This is a genomic window from Kosakonia arachidis, from assembly GCF_900116535.1.
Classification (GTDB): Bacteria; Pseudomonadota; Gammaproteobacteria; order Enterobacterales; family Enterobacteriaceae; genus Kosakonia; species Kosakonia arachidis.
This window is the reverse complement of the sequence record NZ_FPAU01000009.1, coordinates 96,160-116,779: the sequence shown is the minus strand read 5'-3', so window position 1 is coordinate 116,779 and position 20,620 is coordinate 96,160. Positions and strand designations below refer to the sequence as shown.

Below are 20,620 nucleotides of genomic sequence, written 5' to 3'. Positions count from 1 at the left end.
CCGATGGTAGTGTGGGGTCTCCCCATGCGAGAGTAGGGAACTGCCAGGCATCAAACAGGTGAAGAGGCCATCCGGAAGGATGGCCTTTTTGCGTTCAGATAAAATAAAAGTCATGCACTATACGTGCAACCAAAGAAGAATGAAGCCAGCAATCTGAGCTACATCATTTATATCCAGCACTGGTACATCAAGTTCTAGTGCTACATCACTGGCTACCGCGATGACATGTTCATCCAGTATAAGTTCTTGCAGATGATGTCCGCAGTCCTGTCGCCAGAGCATAATTTTAGCCACGGGCTCATGTTTAAAACCCTCGACCAGAACTAAATCCAGTTTCGTTGCATCCATTCGACTAACAAGATAAGCCAGATCCAGACTGGTTTCATTCGGTGTTTCTGTCATCAATGCCCAACGCTGCGAACTGGCGACCAGAGTCTGTGCTGCTCCCGCTTTGCGAAGCTCATAGCTATCTTTACCGGGTTTATCGATATCCATATCGTGGTGGGTATGTTTTATTAAGCCGGGACGGATACCATGAGCACAAAGCTCTGGGATTAACTTTTTGAGCAGCGTGGTTTTTCCTGTACCGCTCCATGCGGCAATAGCCAGTAGTGGGATCATCGTTATTCCTGCCAGTGAGCCAGATCTTCCGGGGTATTCACATTAGCAAAAGCGGCTTTAACATCGCTAAAATCCACCGCATGGCCGCCAACTTCGCGCAGGAATACCATTACCCTGCGTTCACCGCGTGTCAGATATGCCTCTAAAAAGGGCATGATCTCGCGATGAATCAGCGCGATAGTTGGATGATCCCGCTCGCCATCGTAGACCCAAACAGCCAAAGACTGCTGTCGGTTTCTCTGCAACCGTATGGCAAGATCTGCCGGTATATAGGGGGTATCGCAGGGGCAGAAAAGGAACCATAACCCTGAATGTTGCTGCATAACTGATAGAATTCCTGCCAGCGGCCCGGGGTAATCACCTATCGTGTCGGTTAGCACTGGAAGGCCACTGGCACGATAGCTATCGAGATTTCTATTAGCACTAATTACCATATCTGCTACCTGCGGCTTGAGTTTCTGCGCTACATGCTGCCAAAGTGGATGACCATTAAGTTGTAATAATCCCTTATCATTTCCTCCCATGCGTGAAGCTTTCCCCCCCGCCAGAATTACGCCAGTTACCGCATCACTTACCGCCACCAGTATCGCCTCTTTTATTGTGGGTTTGACCCTGCTAACGTGTCTATACCAAGAGTAAGGAGCACGAATATGAAATGTAAACGTCTGAACGAAGTTATCGAGCTTCTCCAGCCAGCGTGGCAAAAAGAACCCGAGTTAAACTTAATGCAATTCTTGCAGAAACTGGCGCAAGAGTCAGGTTATGAGGGTGAACTGGCCGATTTAAGTGATGACATCCTGATCTATCATCTGAAAATGCGTGACTCGGCAAAAGATGCCGTCATCCCTGGTATTCAGAAGGATTATGAAGAGGATTTTAAAACCGCTCTGCTGCGCGCACGTGGCGTAATTAAAGAGTAAAAGCTTGTAAGCGGCGCCACTGAATGCGCCGCGAAATGGTATCCTGAATCATTCGTCGAATTTTCGGATGCCCGGATGACCTGTAACGCTTTTACTTTCCAGACACTGCACCCCGACACCATCATGGATGCGCTATTTGCCCAAGGGATCCGTGTAGATTCTGGACTTACTGCGCTAAATAGCTACGAAAACCGCGTTTATCAATTTCAGGACGAAGATCGTCGTCGCTATGTGGTGAAATTTTATCGCCCTGAACGCTGGTCAGCCGCGCAGATCCTTGAAGAGCACGAGTTTGCTCTGGATCTTCAGTGCGATGATGTACCGGTTGCTGCGCCCCTTGCCTTTAATCACCAGACCCTACTCACTCATCATGATTTCTGTTTTGCTGTCTTCCCGAGCGTTGGCGGTAGGCAATTCGAAGCCGACAATCTGGATCAAATGGAATGGGTTGGTCGCTATCTCGGGCGACTGCATCAAACAGGTAGCAAAAAACGCTTTACTCATCGCCCTGATATTGGTGTTAAAGAGTATTTAATTGAACCACGACAGTTATTTGAAACCACTACGCTCATTCCTGCGTCGCTGAAACAGGCATTTTTGAGCGCCGTTGATAAACTTATTGATGCTGTTATGGAGCAGTGGCACAGCCGTTTCAACCTCCTGCGTCTGCACGGCGACTGTCATGCCGGAAATATTCTCTGGCGTGACGGGCCGATGTTTGTTGACTTAGACGATGCGCGTAATGGTCCTGCAGTACAGGATCTATGGATGCTGTTGCATGGCGATAGAGCTGAGCAGCGTATGCAACTTGAGATGATTGTTGAAGCATATGAAGAGTTTTGTGAATTTAATCGTACCGAGCTTGCTCTGATTGAGCCTCTTCGCGCTATGCGTCAGGTGTACTATCTGGCATGGCTTATTCGTCGCTGGGACGATCCGGCGTTTCCGAAAAACTTCCCATGGCTATGCAGTGAAGATCACTGGCGCAGGCAGACTTCGATTTTTCTAAATCAGGTGAATGTTCTGCAAGAACCACCTTTAGCATTAACACCAATCTATTAAATGGAGAGAGTTAACCATGAAGAAGATCTTTTTGGCGCTGGCAGGAATGATTCTCGCTTTTAGCGCTGCAGCTGCTCAACCTACTGATGGTAAGCAGTTTATTACGCTTGATAAACCAGTGGCAGGGGAGCCGCAGGTACTTGAATTCTTTTCGTTCTATTGCCCGCATTGCTATGACTTTGAACAGGTATGGCATGTTGCCAACGCAGTGAAAGAAAAGCTGCCGCAGGGAACCAAAATGACTAAGTACCATGTTGAATTTCTTGGGCCGCTGGGTAAAGAAATGACCCAGGCTTGGGCGGTTGCAATGGCGCTTGGCGTGGAAGATAAAATTACCTCTCCGATGTTTGAAGCGGTGCAAAAAACGCAGACTGTCCAGTCCGTTGCTGATATCCGTGATGTCTTCATCAAGGCTGGCGTAAAGGGCGAAGAGTATGATGCGGCATGGAATAGCTTCGTGGTGAAATCACTGGTGGCTCAGCAGGAAAAAGCGGCTGCTGATCTTCAGTTGCAGGGCGTCCCTGCCATATTCGTTAACGGAAAATACCAGATTAACCAGCAGGGTATGGACGGCAGCAGCCTGGATGCGTTTGTGAAAGACTACGCAGATACAGTAAAATATCTGGTCGAGAAGAAGTAAAAATAACGCCGGTCACTGACCGGCGTTATTATACTGCGCTTTTATCGCGTCAATACTTTCATCTTTGCCTGACCATAATTTATTCAGCCATTGCTGAAAACCGCGTTTAAAATTCTTGTCGTTGACGTAATCGCCATGGAGTTCTTCATTTACCGGCAGCAAATTTATACGTACGACAATGTGCGTTAACTTGCCGCTGAGCATATCAAAGAAAGGCGTTTTATCGTTTTCCGGGTAGCACAAAGTAACATCCAGCAGCTTATCAAACTGTTCTCCCAGCACGTTCAGTGCCATGGCCATACCGGCCGCTTTTGGCGGCAATAGATTTTTGAAGGGGGAACGTGTCTGGCGACGTTTTTCCTCGGTAAAGCGTGAGCCTTCCACGAAATTCACAATCGTTGTGGGATGATGGCGAAACTTCTCACATGAACGCCGTGTGGTTTCCACATCCTTGCCACGGCGTTCCGGGTGACGGAGCAGATAACTTCTGGAGTAGCGGCGCATAAATGGCATATCCAGCGCCCAGCAGGCGAGTCCGATAAAAGGCACCCAGGCAAGTTGTTGCTTAAGGAAATATTTATTCATCGGGATATGTTTGCGAAATAGCACACATAACACCACGATATCTGCCCAGCTATGGTGATTGCAGATTAGCAGATACCAGTTCTTTTTATTCAGTCCTTCCAGCCCTTCAATATCCCATTTTAAATCCGTATTGAGGTGCAGCAGCCATGAGAGGCCTATACACCAGCAATACATCATGAAATTACAGAAGGCTGAGATCGCTCTCCATAATACCGGCACTGGAAGCAGCAGCTTGAGTAAGCCGGCGACAATGATCGGCACGGAACAAAAAATAGTAACCAGTATGGTAAGCAGGACACTCATAAACAGAGTGAATACTGCAAGCAATCTCGGCATAGTTAAAGTATTCAAAAAGTTAGCTGCTAAAGGCATACAATAAATAAGAGTAAGGCGCTGATTTTACCAGAAAACCCAGTGCGCGAATGCTTAAAGCTTGTTGGTAATATCTGGTGCCTCTGAAATAGAAATGCTGATTGGCTTTTCTTATATCCACATAGAGTAAGTTGCCACCAAAAAGCAATAATGATCTTTTATCTTTACTTAACTGACTAAATCTAAAGTGATTGTTTTTTTTTACGATCGCCAGAAGGGCACAAAAATCCAGCCAGCCAGAAACTATTCACAAACTTATCCACAGGTTTATTGTGCGAGCGATCCCGATGATCGCGAAATCTTTTCCCGCAAATACCGTGAAAAACTCATGTTTTCTCCCTGTCTGTGGCATCCTTTAACTATAAATTGATAAACAGGCACGGACATTATGGTTCAGATCCCAGAAAACCCACTTATCCTTGTTGACGGCTCGTCTTACCTCTATCGCGCATATCATGCATTCCCGCCGCTGACCAACAGCGCCGGAGAACCCACCGGCGCCATGTACGGCGTGCTGAATATGCTGCGTAGCCTAATCCTGCAATATCAGCCAACCCATGCTGCCGTGGTATTTGATGCGAAAGGAAAAACTTTCCGTGATGAGCTGTTTGAGCATTACAAATCCCATCGTCCTCCGATGCCGGATGATCTGCGTACGCAAATAGAACCGCTGCATGCCATGGTTAAAGCCATGGGCCTGCCGCTGTTGGCGGTTTCTGGCGTGGAGGCGGATGATGTGATCGGCACGCTGGCACGAGAAGCCGAGAAAATGGGACGTCCGGTGCTGATCAGTACCGGTGATAAAGATATGGCGCAACTGGTAACGCCGGGTATCACGTTGATCAATACTATGACCAACACGATTCTCGGCCCGGATGAGGTTGTCACCAAATATGGTGTGCCGCCTGAACTGATCATCGATTTTCTGGCGCTGATGGGCGATTCTTCCGATAACATTCCGGGTGTTCCTGGCGTGGGTGAGAAAACCGCGCAGGCGCTGCTACAAGGGCTGGGTAGTCTGGATACGCTGTATGCTGAATCAGATAAAATTGCCGGATTGACCTTCCGTGGTGCGAAAACCATGGCCGCTAAGCTGGAGCAGAATAAAGAGGTGGCGTACCTCTCTTATCAACTGGCGACCATCAAAACCGATGTCGAACTGGAACTGACGTGTGAGGAACTGGAAGTACAGCAACCTGCGGCTCAGGAACTGCTTGGGTTGTTTAAGCAATATGAATTCAAACGCTGGATAACAGACGTCGAAGCCGGTAAATGGTTGCAGGCGAAAGGTGCGAAACCCACGGCGAAACCGCAGGAAACCATTGTAGTGGAAGCGGAAGCTGATATACCTGTCGCCACACTCTCTGCGGAACAGTACGTTACCATTCTTGATGAAGAGACGTTGCAGCAGTGGATTGCGAAACTGAAGAGCGCGCCGCTGTTTGCCTTTGATACCGAAACGGACAGCCTTGATAATATCAGTGCTAATCTGGTTGGCCTCTCCTTTGCGATTGAACCAGGCGTCGCCGCCTACGTGCCTGTCGCACATGATTATCTTGATGCCCCTGACCAAATCGCCCGCGATCGCGTGTTAGAACTGCTCAAACCGCTGCTGGAAGATGAGAATGCCCGCAAAGTAGGGCAAAACCTGAAATACGATCGCGGTGTTCTGGAAAACTACGGTATTGAACTACGTGGGATTATGTTCGACACCATGCTCGAATCCTACACCCTGGATAGCGTTATCGGTCGCCACGATATGGACAGTCTGTCTGAACGCTGGTTGCAGCATAAGACCATCACATTTGAAGAGATTGCCGGCAAGGGTAAAAACCAGCTCACTTTTAACCAAATCGATCTGGAGCAGGCGGGGCGCTACGCGGCGGAAGATGCGGATGTCACGCTGCAACTCCATCTAAAGATGTGGCCGGAGCTGCAAAAAAATGCCGGGCCGCTGAATGTGTTCCAGAATATCGAAATGCCGCTGGTACCTGTGCTCTCGCGCATTGAACGTAATGGCGTCAATATTGATCCTGCGGTACTACATAAGCACTCCGAAGAACTGACATTGCGCCTGGCAGAGCTGGAGAAAAAAGCGCACGACATTGCAGGTGAGCCATTTAACCTCTCATCAACCAAACAGTTGCAAACCATTCTCTTTGAAAAACAGGGGATTAAACCGCTGAAGAAAACGCCGGGCGGCGCGCCTTCAACCTCAGAAGAGGTACTGGAAGAGCTGGCGCTGGATTACCCGTTGCCGAAAGTCATTCTGGAATATCGTGGGTTGGCCAAACTCAAATCAACCTACACCGACAAACTGCCGCTGATGATTAATCCAAAAACCGGGCGCGTACATACCTCGTACCACCAGGCGGTAACGGCAACCGGGCGTTTATCGTCTACCGATCCAAACCTGCAAAACATTCCAGTGCGTAATGATGAAGGGCGACGCATTCGTCAGGCATTTATTGCGCCGAAAGATTATGTGATTGTCTCGGCAGACTACTCGCAAATCGAACTTCGCATTATGGCGCATTTGTCGCGTGATAAAGGCCTGCTGTCAGCATTTGCTGAAGGTAAAGATATTCACCGGGCGACCGCTGCTGAAGTCTTCGGCTTACCGCTGGAAAGTGTAAGCAACGAACAGCGTCGCAGCGCAAAAGCGATCAACTTTGGCTTGATCTACGGGATGAGTGCCTTTGGTTTGTCCCGACAGCTTAATATTCCGCGTAAAGAGTCGCAGAAGTATATGGATCTTTACTTTGAGCGTTATCCTGGCGTACTGGAGTATATGGAGCGCACACGAGCGCAGGCGAAAGATCGCGGTTATGTGGAAACGCTGGATGGTCGTCGCCTTTATCTACCGGACATCAAATCCAGCAATGCCGCCCGACGCGCAGGAGCGGAGCGTGCAGCAATTAACGCACCTATGCAGGGTACAGCGGCCGATATCATCAAACGGGCAATGATCGCCGTGGATGTCTGGTTGCAAAGCGAAAAACCTCGTGTGCGTATGATCATGCAGGTACACGATGAACTGGTGTTCGAGGTGCATAAAGATGATGTTGATGCTGTGTCGAAAAAGATCCATGAGCTGATGGAAAATAGCACCACGCTTGATGTGCCTTTGCTGGTGGAAGTAGGGAGCGGGCAAAACTGGGATCAAGCGCACTAAGCATTCGGTGAAGAAAGGGCTTTTTCTGTAAGTAAGCAACATATCACCGGCATTTTTGTGACAATCATTAGAATTCCATATGTAAAAATTGAAAAGAAATTACAAAAAGTACTTTGTCCGGATCCAAAAAAGGAGTAGAGTTATTCGCGTAGGGTACAGAGGTAAGATGTTCTATCTTTCAGACCTTTTACTTCACGTAATCGGATTTGGCTGAATATTTAGCCGCCCCAGTCAGTAATGACTGGGGCGTTTTTTATTGCGCGAAAGAAAAAGCGCGGCGGGCGCCGCACCTGAGGATTATGCGTCGGTTTCTTCAACCGGTGGCAGGGAACTGAACCAGTTGTCCAGTTTTTCACGCAGTTTATCTACACCCTGTTTTTTCAGTGAAGAGAATGCTTCTACCTGTACTTCACCGTTAAAAGACAGCACCGCTTCCCGTACCATATTAAGCTGCGTTTTACGTGCGCCGCTGGCCAGTTTGTCTGCTTTGGTCAGCAGCACGAGAACCTGCAATTTGCTCTCTACTGCCCATAAGATCATCTGCTGATCGAGATCTTTTAACGGATGGCGAATGTCCATCAGTACCACCAGCCCCTGCAAGCACTGGCGTTTTTCCAGATATTCACCCAATGAGCGTTGCCATTTGAGTTTTATCTCTTCCGGTACTTCGGCGTAGCCGTAACCCGGCAAATCGACGAGGCGCTTGCCCTCGGCAACTTCAAAAAGATTAATCAGTTGCGTACGTCCGGGAGTTTTTGAGGTGCGCGCCAGGTTTTTCTGTTGAGTTAATGTATTAAGCGCGCTCGATTTACCTGCATTGGAACGGCCGGCAAAAGCCACTTCAACGCCAGTATCGGCAGGCAAGTGGCGAATATCAGGCGCACTGGTGACAAAATGCGTCTTTTGGTAATTCAGGTTGGTCAAAACGGTCGTCTCCATCATCAAAGCATGCGGCGATTATACCTGAACCGGAACAAAAGACTGTTTTTCTCGCCAGAAACCTGTCGGTAACTGTAAGCCATTACCGTGCCATTTGTAAGATATTGGCCCTTACTGCTATGCGAACTTTCAGAGAAACTTCACGTTGATAAATGGATAAGAATATCTTAATCAATCACTTATTTTTGAAGAATAGTCTGAAACTGGCGTTTTTAGCTCTGTTACTACTTGTCAGTTTAACTCTGAAGGGTAAAGTAACCTTCATAAGGCAGGAGGCCTGGAAGGGAAGGAAGACTCAAGGATCGAGGGGTCGGGAGCGTCAGGAGAGACAAAGACCACAGGATAACGTCAGGAGATGTTTGCAAGGTAAGGGACCTCTACAGGGAACGTTTTTGCTAAGGGATAAACAGGGCTCGTTGATAGCAAACAGGGAACGTAAAGCCCGTTACGGGGCAAGGTCAAGAAAAAAGGCGACGGTTTACACTGTCGCCTTTTTTCTTTGCTTGCTTTCTGCTAGATTCCGCCGCAATTCTATACTGAAGAAAACGACTTAAGACGACCATTATGAAAAAAACGTCCTCCAATCCGCGCAGTAAAGTGCACCGCAAAACCCGTGAAGAATTGAATCAGGAAGGCCGCGAACGTAAGCGCGAGAAAAAGCATCGCGGTAATGCCTCTGGCAGCCGTGCGAGCGGTGGCGACGAGTCTTCTGGCAGCGGTAAAGGCAAGTTGCAGAAAGACCCGCGCGTTGGCAGCAAAAAACCGATCCCGCTGGGTGTCACTGACACACCGGTCAATAAGCAGCACAAACCTAAGAGCGAGAAACCTATGCTTTCACCGCAGGATGAGTTGGAGATGCTGGAAACGGATGAGCGCCTGGACGCGCTACTGGAACGTCTTGAAGAGGGGGAAACCCTGAGCGCCGACGATCAGGCGTGGGTTGACGCTAAACTGGACCGCATCGATGAGTTGATGCAGAAACTGGGCCTTTCTTACGATGATGATGAAGACGATGAAGAAGAGAAAGGCCGCGAAGATATGATGCGCCTGCTGAAAGGCGGTAACTGATCCTTTTCTATGGGCTTTCTCGTCCTGCTTATAACCCTTCCGGTTATATGTTATCTGGTGTGGTTATTCGTTAAACTACAGTGGTTGTCGCAGCGCAAAGTGTGGCTGCGCAACCGGCTTATGACCCGCAACGAGGTCAGGCCGGTCCGCCGGAACCGCCAGCGGCGTCATCGGAAGGAGTAAGCAATGTCAGAGCAAATTATCGACTGGGATCTGGCCCTGATCCAGAAATATAACTATTCCGGGCCGCGCTACACGTCCTATCCCACCGCGCTGGAGTTTTCAGACGCTTACGGTGAAGAGGATTTTCGCCACGCGGTTGCGCGTTATCCTGGGCGCTCGCTGTCGCTGTATGTGCATATTCCGTTTTGTCACAAACTTTGCTACTTCTGCGGCTGCAATAAAATTGTTACCCGCCAGCAGCACAAGGCTGATCAATATCTCGATGCGCTGGAACAGGAAATTGCCCATCGTGCGCCGCTGTTTCGCGGTCGCCACGTCAGCCAATTGCACTGGGGCGGTGGTACGCCAACGTACCTCAACAAAACGCAAATCAGCCGCCTGATGGGGTTGCTGCGCAGCCATTTTGATTTCAATACTGACGCAGAGATCTCTATTGAGGTCGACCCCCGTGAAATTGAACTCGACGTGCTTGACCATTTGCGTGCGGAAGGTTTTAACCGCCTGAGTATGGGCGTGCAGGATTTCAACAAAGAGGTTCAAAGGCTGGTCAACCGCGAGCAAGACGAAGAGTTTATCTTTGCGCTGCTCAACCATGCTCGCGAGATTGGTTTTAGCTCAACAAATATCGATCTGATTTATGGGTTGCCGAAACAGACGCCGGAAAGCTTCGCCTTTACGTTGCAACGTGTTGCGGAGCTTAGCCCGGATCGCCTGAGCGTCTTCAACTATGCGCATTTGCCGACGCTGTTTGCCGCACAACGCAAAATCAAAGACGCCGATCTGCCTTCGGCACAGCAGAAGCTCGATATTTTGCAACAAACTATCGCCTCACTAACCGGCTCCGGTTATCAGTTTATTGGTATGGATCACTTCGCCCGCCCGGATGATGAGCTGGCGATTGCCCAGCGCGATGGTGTTTTGCACCGTAACTTCCAGGGCTATACCACGCAGGGTGACAGCGATTTGCTGGGGATGGGCGTTTCCGCCATCAGCATGATTGGCGACAGCTATGCGCAAAACCAGAAAGAACTGAAGCTTTACTACCGGCAGGTTGACGAACGCGGTGATGCGTTGTGGCGCGGTATTGCGCTTACCCGTGATGACTGTATTCGCCGTGATGTGATTAAGGGCCTGATTTGTAATTTCCGGCTGGATTTCAGTGCGACGGAACGCGTATGGGATCTTAATTTCCGCGACTATTTTGCTGAAGACTTACGCCTGTTAGCGCCGCTGGTGAACGATGGGCTGGTGGAGATGAACGAGCAGGGGCTACAAGTCACGCCGAAAGGGCGTTTGCTGATCCGTAATATCTGTATGTGCTTTGATGCGTATTTGCGTCAGAAAGCGCGTATGCAGCAGTTCTCAAGGGTAATTTAAGTGAAAGCGTTATCAGGCCAGGGCAAAAACCACTGGCCTGAAACGCATACCGTCTTGCGGCGGCAGCAAGCGAAACTAGCTAAACAGCCCAACCAGCGCGGCGCAAAGAACCGCCGCGATAGCCGTTTGCGGTGTGTGGCTTGCTGATGCGCCAGCTTCGACGCCCGCATTGACCACACTGATAATTGATTCCAGCATCATGAACTCCCCCGTGAACGGGCAAGATCATACTGCACTGCAATAAACAGTAAAGCGCAAAATAGCGTCAATTTACGGCTGAGGTTAATAATTTACATTTCACCCGCACGTTACTCCATTCCGAGCTCTTTCAACTTGCGTGTCAGGGTATTACGTCCCCAGCCAAGCAAACGCGCCGCTTCCTGTTTATGCCCCTGAGTATGGCGCAGCGCGGTGGTCAGCAATGTCCGTTCCATCTCAGGTTGCGCTTCAGAAAGCAGGTTTTGATGTCCGGAACGCAGTGCCCGATCGGCCCACTGCGCCAGCAGAGTGGCCCAACTGTCAGGCAAAGTCTGCGACGGGCTGTCCGGCACCGTGGTTTCAAACAGTTCACTGGGCAGATCCTGGATCAGCACTTCCTGGCCTGCAGCCATCACTGTTAACCAGCGACAGGTGTTTTCAAGCTGACGCACGTTACCCGGCCAGGCCAGACGCGTGAGCGCCGCTTCTGTTTCCGGATGCAGCTGCTTGGCTTCTACACCCAGTTCGCGGGCTGCAACTTGCAAGAAGTGACGTGCGAGGCGAGGAATGTCTTCCCGGCGTTCGCGCAGCGGCGGTAAATGGACGCGAATAACGTTCAACCGATGGAACAAGTCCTCACGGAATTTGCCTTCCTGAACGCGCTGCTCCAGATTCTGGTGCGTCGCCGCAATAATGCGCACATCAACCTTTACTGGCGCGTAGCCGCCGACACGATAGAACTGACCATCGGCCAACACGCGCAACAACCGGGTTTGCACATCCAGCGGCATATCGCCGATCTCGTCGAGAAACAGCGTCCCGCCATCGGCTTGTTCAAAACGCCCCTGGCGGATCGTGTTCGCACCAGTAAAAGCGCCTTTCTCGTGGCCAAACAGTTCTGATTCAATCAGATCTTTGGGAATTGCCGCCATATTCAGGGCGATAAAGGGCGCTTTCACTCGAGGACTATGGCGATGCAACGCATGCGCCACCAGTTCTTTACCGGTCCCGGATTCACCGTTAATCAGGACGCTAATCGATGAGCGAGACAGGCGGCCGATAATGCGAAACACATCCTGCATCGCCGGCGCTTCGCCGATAATATCGGTGGTTGGGCCGCTAGCCTGTATATTGCGTGGCTGCTGCTGTTCCTGATAATGACTGATCGCGCGTTCAACCAGCGCGACGGCTTCATCGATATCAAAAGGTTTGGGCAGATAATCAAATGCCCCTTGCTGATAAGCGCTTACCGCCGCATCCAGATCGGAATGCGCGGTCATAATGATGACCGGAAGCATTGGATGGCGCTGTTTGATCTGTTTTAACAGTGCAAGTCCATCCATCCCTGGCATACGAATATCGGAAAGCAGTACATCCGGGGTTTTGGTGGTGAGCGCATCAAGCACTTCATTGGCACTTTCAAACGTTGTACAACTCAAGCCTGCCCCGCTGAGCGCGCGTTCCAGCACCCAACGGATGGAGCTATCGTCATCAACGATCCAGACTATCCCTCGTTGCATAAACACCTCTACTTCCGAATAGGCAGAAATACCGAGAATTCGGTATGACCTGGCCAACTGGTGAATTCAATTTTGCCAGAATGTTGATCAATCAAACTGCGTGCGATAGATAATCCCAGCCCGGTGCCGCCCTCACGCCCGCTCACCATGGGATAGAACAGCGTATCCTGGAGATGCGACGGAATACCTGGGCCGTTATCTTCCACATCTATTCTCGCCGCGAGGCGATAGCGAATTCCGTGCAGCGTTAACTGGAAGGCGGTACGTGTACGTAAAATAATTTCGCCCCCTTCCGGCCCCAGCGCTTGCAGAGCGTTGCGGACGATATTCAGTAAAACCTGTTCAATTTGGTCTGGATCGTGGGCCAACTCCGGCAAACTCGGATCGTAATCGCGAACCAATGTCACGTTGTCTGGCAGTTCCATCGATACCAGTTTCACCACACGCTCGGCAACTTTGTGAATGCTTTCCGTAACATGCATTCCCGGTTGCTGCGGGCCTAACAGACGATCCACCAGATTTCGCAGACGGTCGGCCTGCTCAATAATGACTTTGGTGTATTCCATTAGCGCCGGATCGGGCAGCGCTTTGCTCAGCAGTTGTGCCGCACCGCGTAACCCGCCAAGCGGGTTTTTGATTTCATGCGCTAGTCCACGTACCAGATCACGTGCAGCCACCTGTTGGGCGTGCTGCAATTGCTCCTGGCTCAGGCGTCGCTGATTATCCATTGGCGCCATTTCCAGCAGGACTAAACCGTCCGGTAAACGTTGCGCCGTCAGCGACAAAATATGTGAGCGACCGTCGATCACAAGAGTCACTTCGTTATCGGTAAAACCCTGACCTGCATGCAAACTTTCACGCATCAAATCGATATTCAGTGAAAAGTAGCTCAGCAGTTCAGGCAGTGGTGTGCCAAATAATTTACGCGAGCTCTGCGCCAGCAATTGCTGTGCCGCAGGGTTGGCGTAATGTACCGCCAGTTCGTCATCAACCAGTAAGATACTGTTGATCAAAGAATTGAGGATCTGCCCAGCATCGGGCAGCGCGCCGCTTGCCATTTAGCAGTCTCCCGGAGATATGCACTAATTTAGTGCAGTATAGCTTTTTATAGGTAAAAAATGTGTCAGAACAGAGTGTTGGTGGAGAAAAAAGCCCATCCAGAGATGGGCTAAAAGTTCCACGGCAACAAATCCTCTGGCATCTTTCTCGCCGTTGCTGCGTTGGCTGCCTTCGTCACCCTGGTCACATAGCTATCTATGCTCCCGGGGATTCGTTCAGTGGTCACCTTGCTACGACAAGAAATCCGCCGAGTATTTAATTTATTAAACGCTGTAGTACAGTTCGAACTCTACCGGGTGCGGTGTCATGCGAACGCGGTCGTTCTCAGCGATGCGCAGCTCGATGTAAGCATCGATAGCGTCGTCAGTGAACACACCACCAGCTGTCAGGAACTCGCGGTCAGCATTCAGCGCGTTGAGCGCTTCTTCCAGAGAGCCTGCAACCTGCGGGATCTCTTTCGCTTCTTCCGGCGGCAGGTCATACAGGTTTTTATCCATTGCTTCGCCCGGGTGGATTTTGTTTTTAATACCATCCAGACCTGCCATCATCAGTGCTGCGAAGCACAGGTACGGGTTAGCCGCCGGATCCGGGAAGCGCACTTCGATACGACGTGCTTTCGGAGAAGCGACAACCGGAATACGGATAGAAGCCGAACGGTTACGGGCAGAGTAAGCCAGCATTACCGGCGCTTCGTAACCCGGGACCAGACGTTTGTAGGAGTTGGTGGTCGGGTTAGACAGGGCGTTGATAGCTTTAGCGTGTTTGATTATGCCGCCAATGTAATACAGCGCCATTTCAGACAGGCCAGCGTATTTGTCACCAGAGAACAAGTTGGTACCGTTCTTGGACAGGGACATGTGGCAGTGCATACCGGAACCGTTATCACCGAACATCGGTTTCGGCATAAAGGTCGCGGTTTTACCGAAGCGGTGAGCAACGTTGTGTACCACATATTTGTAGATCTGAATTTCGTCCGCTTTTTTGGTCATGGTGTTGAAGCGGGTAGCCACTTCGTTCTGACCAGCAGTTGCCACTTCGTGGTGGTGAGCTTCAACAACCAGGCCCATCTCTTCCATTACCAGACACATAGTGGAACGCAGATCCTGTGATGAATCAACTGGCGGAACCGGGAAGTAACCACCTTTAACAGCCGGACGGTGACCTTTGTTACCACCTTCGTATTTGGTGGAGGTGTTCCATGCGCCTTCGATATCGTCGATAGCAACGCTGGAACCGGAAATAGAGCTGCCGAAACGAACGTCGTCGAACAGGAAGAATTCCGGCTCTGGCCCAAACAGAACGGTGTCTGCCAGACCGGTAGAACGCAGATACTCTTCAGCGCGTTTCGCGATGGAACGCGGGTCGCGGTCGTAACCCTGCATGGTGCCTGGTTCGAGGATATCGCAACGGATGATCAGCGTTGTTTCTTCGTAGAAGGGGTCAATGACAGCGGTAGTCGCGTCCGGCATCAGCACCATGTCTGATTCGTTGATGCCTTTCCAGCCACCAATCGAAGAACCATCAAACATTTTGCCTTCTTCAAAGAAGTCAGCATTAACCTGATGGGCTGGGATAGTGACGTGCTGTTCTTTACCTTTGGTATCGGTGAAGCGCAGATCAACAAACTTCACTTCGTGCTCATTCAGCATCGTCAAAACGTGTTCAGCGGACATACTTAAACTCTCCCGGATTTGTCATTGTCGTCGTGGTAACGAGGTCTTCAAATACTTCGTGAAACCTGGCGTAGTTGCCGTAAAATAGATAAAGCGAAATCTATGCCAACTTTTAAATGCCCCTCAAAAGGCGTTATTATGCCCGGTATAGTGCAAAAGGGCTGCACCATGATGGTTAAGTTGCACCAATATGGTGCTTTATTGTGAACATTAAGCACTGTGTTGGTGCAATTTTTTGTTGGCGGCCCTTTTAACGCTCCGTGAAAGCGATCACAAAGCAACTCTGCAATACTTGTTTGCGGAGGATGTTTGTGATCCTGTTTTGTCCTTCGATTAATACGTGTACAATAACGCGCTATTTCTAATGCCTGAGGCAAAGTTGTGATCGAAAATCTGCGTAACATCGCCATCATTGCTCACGTTGACCACGGTAAAACAACCCTGGTTGACAAGCTGCTGCAGCAATCCGGTACGTTCGACGAACGTGCTGAAACTCAAGAGCGTGTGATGGACTCCAACGATTTGGAGAAAGAGCGTGGGATTACTATCCTCGCGAAAAACACCGCTATCAAATGGAATGATTACCGTATCAACATCGTTGATACCCCTGGGCACGCCGACTTCGGTGGTGAAGTTGAGCGTGTGATGTCCATGGTCGATTCCGTGCTGCTGGTGGTTGATGCGTTTGACGGCCCAATGCCGCAAACGCGCTTCGTGACCAAAAAAGCATTTGCCCATGGCCTCAAGCCGATTGTGGTAATCAACAAAGTTGACCGTCCTGGCGCGCGTCCGGACTGGGTTGTTGATCAGGTCTTCGACCTGTTCGTTAACCTTGACGCGACCGACGAACAGCTGGACTTCCCGATCGTTTACGCTTCTGCGTTGAACGGTATCGCGGGCATGGACCACGAAGACATGGCTGAAGACATGACCCCGCTGTATCAGGCGATTATTGACCATGTACCGGCGCCGAACGTCGATCTCGACGGGACCCTGCAAATGCAGATCTCTCAGCTCGACTATAACAACTACGTTGGTGTTATCGGCATTGGTCGTATCAAACGCGGTAAAGTGAAGCCGAACCAGCAGGTTACTATCATTGATAGTGAAGGCAAAACCCGCAACGGCAAAGTCGGTAAAGTACTGACCCACCTGGGTCTGGAACGTATCGATAGCGAAATCGCCGAAGCTGGCGATATCATCGCGATCACCGGTCTGGGCGAACTGAACATCTCCGACACTATCTGCGACCCGCAGAATGTAGAAGCGTTGCCGGCGCTCTCTGTTGATGAGCCGACCGTAACCATGTTCTTCAACGTCAACACCTCTCCGTTCTGTGGTAAAGAAGGTAAATACGTGACTTCACGTCAGATCCTTGACCGCCTGAACAAAGAACTGGTGCACAACGTCGCGCTGCGCGTTGAAGAAACCGAAGACGCTGATGCATTCCGCGTTTCTGGTCGTGGTGAGCTGCACCTGTCTGTTCTGATCGAGAACATGCGTCGTGAAGGTTTCGAGATGGCGGTTTCCCGTCCGAAAGTTATCTTCCGCGAAATCGACGGCCGTCGTCAGGAACCGTTCGAAAACGTGACGTTGGATGTTGAAGAGCAGCACCAGGGTTCTGTCATGCAGGCGCTGGGTGAGCGTAAAGGCGATCTGAAAAACATGAATCCGGATGGCAAAGGCCGCGTGCGTCTCGACTACGTGATCCCAAGCCGTGGCCTGATCGGCTTCCGTTCTGAGTTCATGACCATGACTTCCGGTACCGGTCTGCTGTACTCCACCTTCAGCCATTACGACGATGTTCGTCCGGGCGAAGTTGGTCAGCGTAACAACGGTGTACTGATCTCCAACGGTCAGGGTAAAGCGGTCGCGTTTGCGCTGTTCGGTTTGCAGGATCGCGGTAAGCTGTTCCTGGGACACGGTGCTGAAGTGTATGAAGGCCAGATCATCGGTATTCACAGTCGTTCTAACGACCTGACTGTAAACTGCCTGACGGGTAAAAAACTGACCAACATGCGTGCGTCCGGTACGGACGAAGCAACTGTTCTGGTTCCGCCGATTAAGATGACTCTGGAGCAAGCTCTGGAGTTTATCGATGATGACGAACTGGTAGAAGTGACTCCACTGTCTATCCGTATCCGTAAACGTCATCTGACCGAGAACGATCGTAAACGTGCAATGCGCGGTGCAAAAGAAGAGTAATTCCTCCTTTTTGTCCGTGAAAAAGCCGCTGATATTCAGCGGCTTTTTTTATGCCCGCATGTGAGACGGCAAACTATTCAATTTCATACTTTACCGCTACAGTTAACTCTCCACGGCAGGCAAGGAGAGAGAAATGCTCTATATCTTTGATTTAGGTAATGTGATTGTCGATATCGACTTTAACCGGGTGCTGGGCGCCTGGAGTAATTTCAGCCGTATGCCGCTGGCGACTTTGAAACAGAACTTTACCATGGGCGAGGCTTTTCATCAGCATGAGCGTGGAGAGATCAGCGACGAAGATTTTGCCAAAGCGCTGTGTGAAGAGATGGAAATGCCACTGAGCTACGAGCAATTTTCTACCGGCTGGCAGGCAGTGTTTGTCGCTCTGCGCAGCGACGTTATCGAAATCATGCACAAGTTGCGCGCGCAAGGACATCGCGTAGTGGTTCTGTCGAATACCAACCGTCTGCATACTACCTACTGGCCGGAGCAATATCCCGAAATTCAGGGGGCTGCCGACCATATCTATCTTTCCCAGGAAATGGGGATGCGTAAGCCCGAAGCGAGAATTTATCAGCAAGTGTTATCACTCGAAGGTTTTTCTGCCGACGATGCTATCTTTTTTGATGACAATGCTGACAATATCGCTGGCGCTGAGCAACTGGGTATTACCAGTATTCTGGTGACAGACAAAACGACGATCCCCGATTATTTCGCAAAGCAGTTATGCTAAAAAACGTTCGGCAGCATGCCAGACATAGGGTGTGCGCATTATGGTCATGGTTAAAACTGCTCTGGCAGCGCATCGATGAAGATCATATGACGACGCTGGCGGGGAATCTCGCTTACGTCTCGTTGCTTTCGTTGGTGCCGCTGATAGCTGTGATATTTGCGCTGTTTGCTGCATTTCCGATGTTTTCTGGAATCAGCATTCAGCTACGTCATTTTGTGTTTGCCAATTTTATCCCGGCAACCGGCGATGTAATTCAGAACTATATTGAGCAGTTTGTGGCGAACTCCACCAGAATGACCGCTGTCGGTGCCTGTGGGCTGGTCGTGACATCGCTGCTGTTGATGTACTCCATTGATACGGCGTTGAACACTATCTGGCGCAGCACACGGGTTCGTCCGCATATTTACTCATTTGCGGTGTACTGGATGATCCTCACGCTTGGGCCACTACTGGCGGGTGCCAGCCTTGCCATTAGTTCCTATTTGCTGTCGCTGCGCTGGGCCAGTGAACTGAACAGCATGATTGATGATGTGCTGCGGATTTTCCCGCTGCTTTTATCCTGGCTCTCTTTCTGGCTGCTTTACAGCATTGTACCCACGACTCGGGTGCCTAACCGTGATGCCATTATTGGCGCCTTTGTCGCGGCACTGTTGTTCGAGTTAGGCAAGAAAGTGTTTGGCCTCTATATCACCATGTTCCCTTCCTATCAGCTTATTTATGGTGTACTGGCTGTCATCCCGATTTTGTTCCTCTGGGTCTACTGGACCTGGTGTATCGTCTTGCTAGGTGCAGAAATAACTGTCACTCTCGGTGAATACCGAAAACTCAAAATAGCCGCACAGCAAGAAGAAGCAGACCAACCATGATCGCATTAATTCAACGAGTTTCCCGCGCAAGCGTTAGCGTGGCGGGCGAGGTAACGGGCGAAATTGGTCCGGGACTTTTAGTGTTGTTAGGGGTCGAAAGGGAAGACGATGAACAAAAAGCGAACCGCCTGTGCGAGCGAGTGCTGGGGTATCGCATTTTTAGCGACGCTGAAGGAAAAATGAATCTTAACATCCAGCAGGCGGGTGGGAGCGTGCTGGTGGTGTCGCAATTTACACTGGCGGCGGACACAGAACGTGGAATGCGTCCTGGGTTTTCCAGAGGCGCCGCGCCGGATAAAGCAGAAGCGTTGTATAACTACTTTGTCGAATGTTGCCGCAGCCAGCAGATGGAAACGCAAACCGGGCGATTCGCTACCGACATGCAGGTTTCGCTGGTTAACGATGGTCCTGTCACATTTTGGTTGCAGATATGAGCCAGCTTGCGGCGTGGCCCAGAGTCACAAGAGAGAAAACCGTTATGTATCACCTCCGCGTACCGCAGACTGAAGAAGAGTTAGAGCGTTATTACCAGTTCCGCTGGGAAATGCTGCGCAAACCCCTGCATCAGCCAAAAGGTTCTGAACGTGATGCATGGGATGCCATGGCTCACCACCAGATGGTGGTTGATGAAGAGGGCAATATGGTGGCGGTCGGCAGACTGTATATCAACGCCGACAATGAAGCCTCGATCCGTTTTATGGCCGTGCATCCTTCTGTGCAGGATAAAGGGCTGGGCACACTGATGGCGATGACGCTGGAATCCGTTGCCCGCCAGGAAGGGGTGAAGCGGGTGACCTGTAGCGCCCGCGAAGATGCCGTAGACTTTTTTGCCAAGCTCGGGTTTATCAATGAAGGGGAGATCACTGCGCCGCAAACTACGCCAGTGCGCCATTTTTTGATGATCAAACCCGTGGCCACGCTGGAAGATATTTTGCATCGTGGCGACTGGTGCGGGCAGCTGCAACAAGCCTGGTATGAGCATATTCCGCTGAGCGAAAAGATGGGCGTGCGTATTCAGCAGTACACCGGGCAGAAATTTATCACTACCATGCCGGAGACCGGTAACCAGAATCCGCACCATACGCTGTTTGCCGGCAGTCTGTTTTCGCAGGCGACGCTGACTGGCTGGGGGTTGATCTGGCTGATGCTGCGCGAACGCCATCTCGGCGGCACCATTATTCTGGCTGATGCGCACATTCGATACAGTACGCCAATTAAAGGTAAACCCAGCGCGATTGCCGATCTCGGCTCGTTAAGCGGCGATCTCGATCGCCTGGCGCGCGGGCGTAAAGCGCGCGTGCAGCTTCAGGTTGAGCTGTTTGGTGAGGGTAAGCTGGGTGCGATTTTCGAAGGGGTTTACATCGTTCTGCCCGCGAAACCTTTTGGCTCTTACGAAGAAGGCGGCAACGAAGAAGAGTAACCGA

Annotated in this window: 20 protein-coding genes; 12 read left to right on the top strand and 8 right to left on the bottom strand. The window is 50.6% G+C overall.

The features are described from left to right. Positions 1-117: 117 nt before the first annotated feature. Positions 118-621: a molybdopterin-guanine dinucleotide biosynthesis protein MobB gene (mobB, locus tag BM427_RS22710; protein WP_090126264.1), complete on the bottom strand. Its 504-nt coding sequence runs from the start codon at positions 619-621 to the stop codon at positions 118-120. Between the two features lie 2 nt (positions 622-623). Further along, complete coding sequence (gene mobA, locus BM427_RS22705) at positions 624-1,202, bottom strand: molybdenum cofactor guanylyltransferase MobA (RefSeq protein ID WP_090126261.1); 579 nt, start codon at positions 1,200-1,202, stop codon at positions 624-626. A 69-nt stretch (positions 1,203-1,271) separates the two neighbouring features. Here mobA and BM427_RS22700 point away from each other — a divergent pair, with 69 nt between their 5' ends. From BM427_RS22700 to dsbA, 3 genes are all read left to right on the top strand, one after another. Continuing rightward, positions 1,272-1,541 carry a YihD family protein gene (locus BM427_RS22700; protein ID WP_064568898.1) on the top strand — a complete coding sequence of 90 codons (270 nt, stop codon included), beginning with the start codon at positions 1,272-1,274 and terminating at the stop codon, positions 1,539-1,541. Between the two features lie 75 nt (positions 1,542-1,616). Beyond that, entirely contained in the window at positions 1,617-2,603 is a 987-nt protein-coding gene (locus tag BM427_RS22695) for a serine/threonine protein kinase (RefSeq protein WP_090126258.1), read from the top strand. A gap of 16 nt (positions 2,604-2,619) precedes the next feature. Further along, positions 2,620-3,243: a thiol:disulfide interchange protein DsbA gene (dsbA, locus tag BM427_RS22690; RefSeq protein WP_090126255.1), complete on the top strand. Its 624-nt coding sequence runs from the start codon at positions 2,620-2,622 to the stop codon at positions 3,241-3,243. A 12-nt stretch (positions 3,244-3,255) separates the two neighbouring features. Here the strand turns inward: dsbA and yihG are convergent, their stop codons facing one another. Next, positions 3,256-4,164, bottom strand: coding sequence for a 1-acylglycerol-3-phosphate O-acyltransferase, YihG family (gene yihG, locus BM427_RS22685; RefSeq protein ID WP_090126251.1), 909 nt, complete (start codon positions 4,162-4,164; stop codon positions 3,256-3,258). A gap of 424 nt (positions 4,165-4,588) precedes the next feature. Here yihG and polA point away from each other — a divergent pair, with 424 nt between their 5' ends. Then, the gene (gene polA / locus BM427_RS22675; RefSeq protein WP_090126248.1) at positions 4,589-7,375 is read left to right on the top strand and encodes a DNA polymerase I; all 2,787 of its coding nucleotides are present in this window, start codon (positions 4,589-4,591) and stop codon (positions 7,373-7,375) included. Positions 7,376-7,541: 166 nt separating this feature from the next. Further along, positions 7,542-7,589, top strand: a complete 48-nt coding sequence (spfP, locus tag BM427_RS26590) for a small protein SpfP (RefSeq protein ID WP_071892919.1) — start codon at positions 7,542-7,544, stop codon at positions 7,587-7,589. 83 nt (positions 7,590-7,672) lie between these two features. Here the strand turns inward: spfP and yihA are convergent, their stop codons facing one another. Beyond that, on the bottom strand, positions 7,673-8,299 hold the full coding sequence (yihA, locus tag BM427_RS22670) for a ribosome biogenesis GTP-binding protein YihA/YsxC (protein WP_090126279.1): 627 nt from the start codon (positions 8,297-8,299) through the stop codon (positions 7,673-7,675). Between the two features lie 579 nt (positions 8,300-8,878). On the opposite strand from yihA, the gene yihI reads away from it, so the two are divergent. Together yihI and hemN are read left to right on the top strand one after the other, a co-directional pair. After that, positions 8,879-9,382 (top strand): Der GTPase-activating protein YihI, encoded by a 504-nt coding sequence (yihI, locus tag BM427_RS22660; RefSeq protein WP_090126242.1) that lies wholly within the window; start codon positions 8,879-8,881, stop codon positions 9,380-9,382. Positions 9,383-9,568: 186 nt separating this feature from the next. After that, the gene (gene hemN, locus BM427_RS22655; protein ID WP_090126239.1) at positions 9,569-10,942 is read left to right on the top strand and encodes an oxygen-independent coproporphyrinogen III oxidase; all 1,374 of its coding nucleotides are present in this window, start codon (positions 9,569-9,571) and stop codon (positions 10,940-10,942) included. Positions 10,943-11,017: 75 nt separating this feature from the next. On the opposite strand, the gene BM427_RS25570 is transcribed toward hemN, so the two are convergent. From BM427_RS25570 to glnA, 4 genes are all read right to left on the bottom strand, one after another. Further along, positions 11,018-11,140 (bottom strand): YshB family small membrane protein, encoded by a 123-nt coding sequence (locus BM427_RS25570; RefSeq protein ID WP_139234450.1) that lies wholly within the window; start codon positions 11,138-11,140, stop codon positions 11,018-11,020. 110 nt (positions 11,141-11,250) lie between these two features. Then, complete coding sequence (glnG, locus tag BM427_RS22650) at positions 11,251-12,660, bottom strand: nitrogen regulation protein NR(I) (RefSeq protein WP_090126236.1); 1,410 nt, start codon at positions 12,658-12,660, stop codon at positions 11,251-11,253. Positions 12,661-12,668: 8 nt separating this feature from the next. Beyond that, positions 12,669-13,718: a nitrogen regulation protein NR(II) gene (gene glnL, locus BM427_RS22645; protein ID WP_007369335.1), complete on the bottom strand. Its 1,050-nt coding sequence runs from the start codon at positions 13,716-13,718 to the stop codon at positions 12,669-12,671. Between the two features lie 264 nt (positions 13,719-13,982). Further along, the gene (gene glnA / locus BM427_RS22640) at positions 13,983-15,392 is read right to left on the bottom strand and encodes a glutamate--ammonia ligase (RefSeq protein WP_090126233.1); all 1,410 of its coding nucleotides are present in this window, start codon (positions 15,390-15,392) and stop codon (positions 13,983-13,985) included. A gap of 381 nt (positions 15,393-15,773) precedes the next feature. Between glnA and typA the strand changes: the two genes are divergently transcribed. The 5 genes from typA to fabY all read left to right on the top strand — a co-directional run bounded on the left by typA (position 15,774) and on the right by fabY (position 20,616). Further along, positions 15,774-17,597: a ribosome-dependent GTPase TypA gene (gene typA / locus BM427_RS22630; protein WP_090126230.1), complete on the top strand. Its 1,824-nt coding sequence runs from the start codon at positions 15,774-15,776 to the stop codon at positions 17,595-17,597. A 133-nt stretch (positions 17,598-17,730) separates the two neighbouring features. Further along, the gene (gene yihX, locus BM427_RS22625) at positions 17,731-18,330 is read left to right on the top strand and encodes a glucose-1-phosphatase (protein WP_090126227.1); all 600 of its coding nucleotides are present in this window, start codon (positions 17,731-17,733) and stop codon (positions 18,328-18,330) included. Then, positions 18,324-19,196, top strand: a complete 873-nt coding sequence (locus tag BM427_RS22620) for a virulence factor BrkB family protein (RefSeq protein WP_090126224.1) — start codon at positions 18,324-18,326, stop codon at positions 19,194-19,196. The genes yihX and BM427_RS22620 overlap by 7 nt, the downstream gene beginning before the upstream one ends. After that, a complete protein-coding gene (gene dtd, locus BM427_RS22615) occupies positions 19,193-19,630 on the top strand; it encodes a D-aminoacyl-tRNA deacylase (RefSeq protein WP_090126221.1) in 438 nt (145 codons plus the stop codon). The genes BM427_RS22620 and dtd overlap by 4 nt, the downstream gene beginning before the upstream one ends. A 44-nt stretch (positions 19,631-19,674) precedes the next feature. Then, entirely contained in the window at positions 19,675-20,616 is a 942-nt protein-coding gene (fabY, locus tag BM427_RS22610) for a fatty acid biosynthesis protein FabY (RefSeq protein ID WP_152406447.1), read from the top strand. The last annotated feature ends 4 nt before the right edge of the window (positions 20,617-20,620 follow it).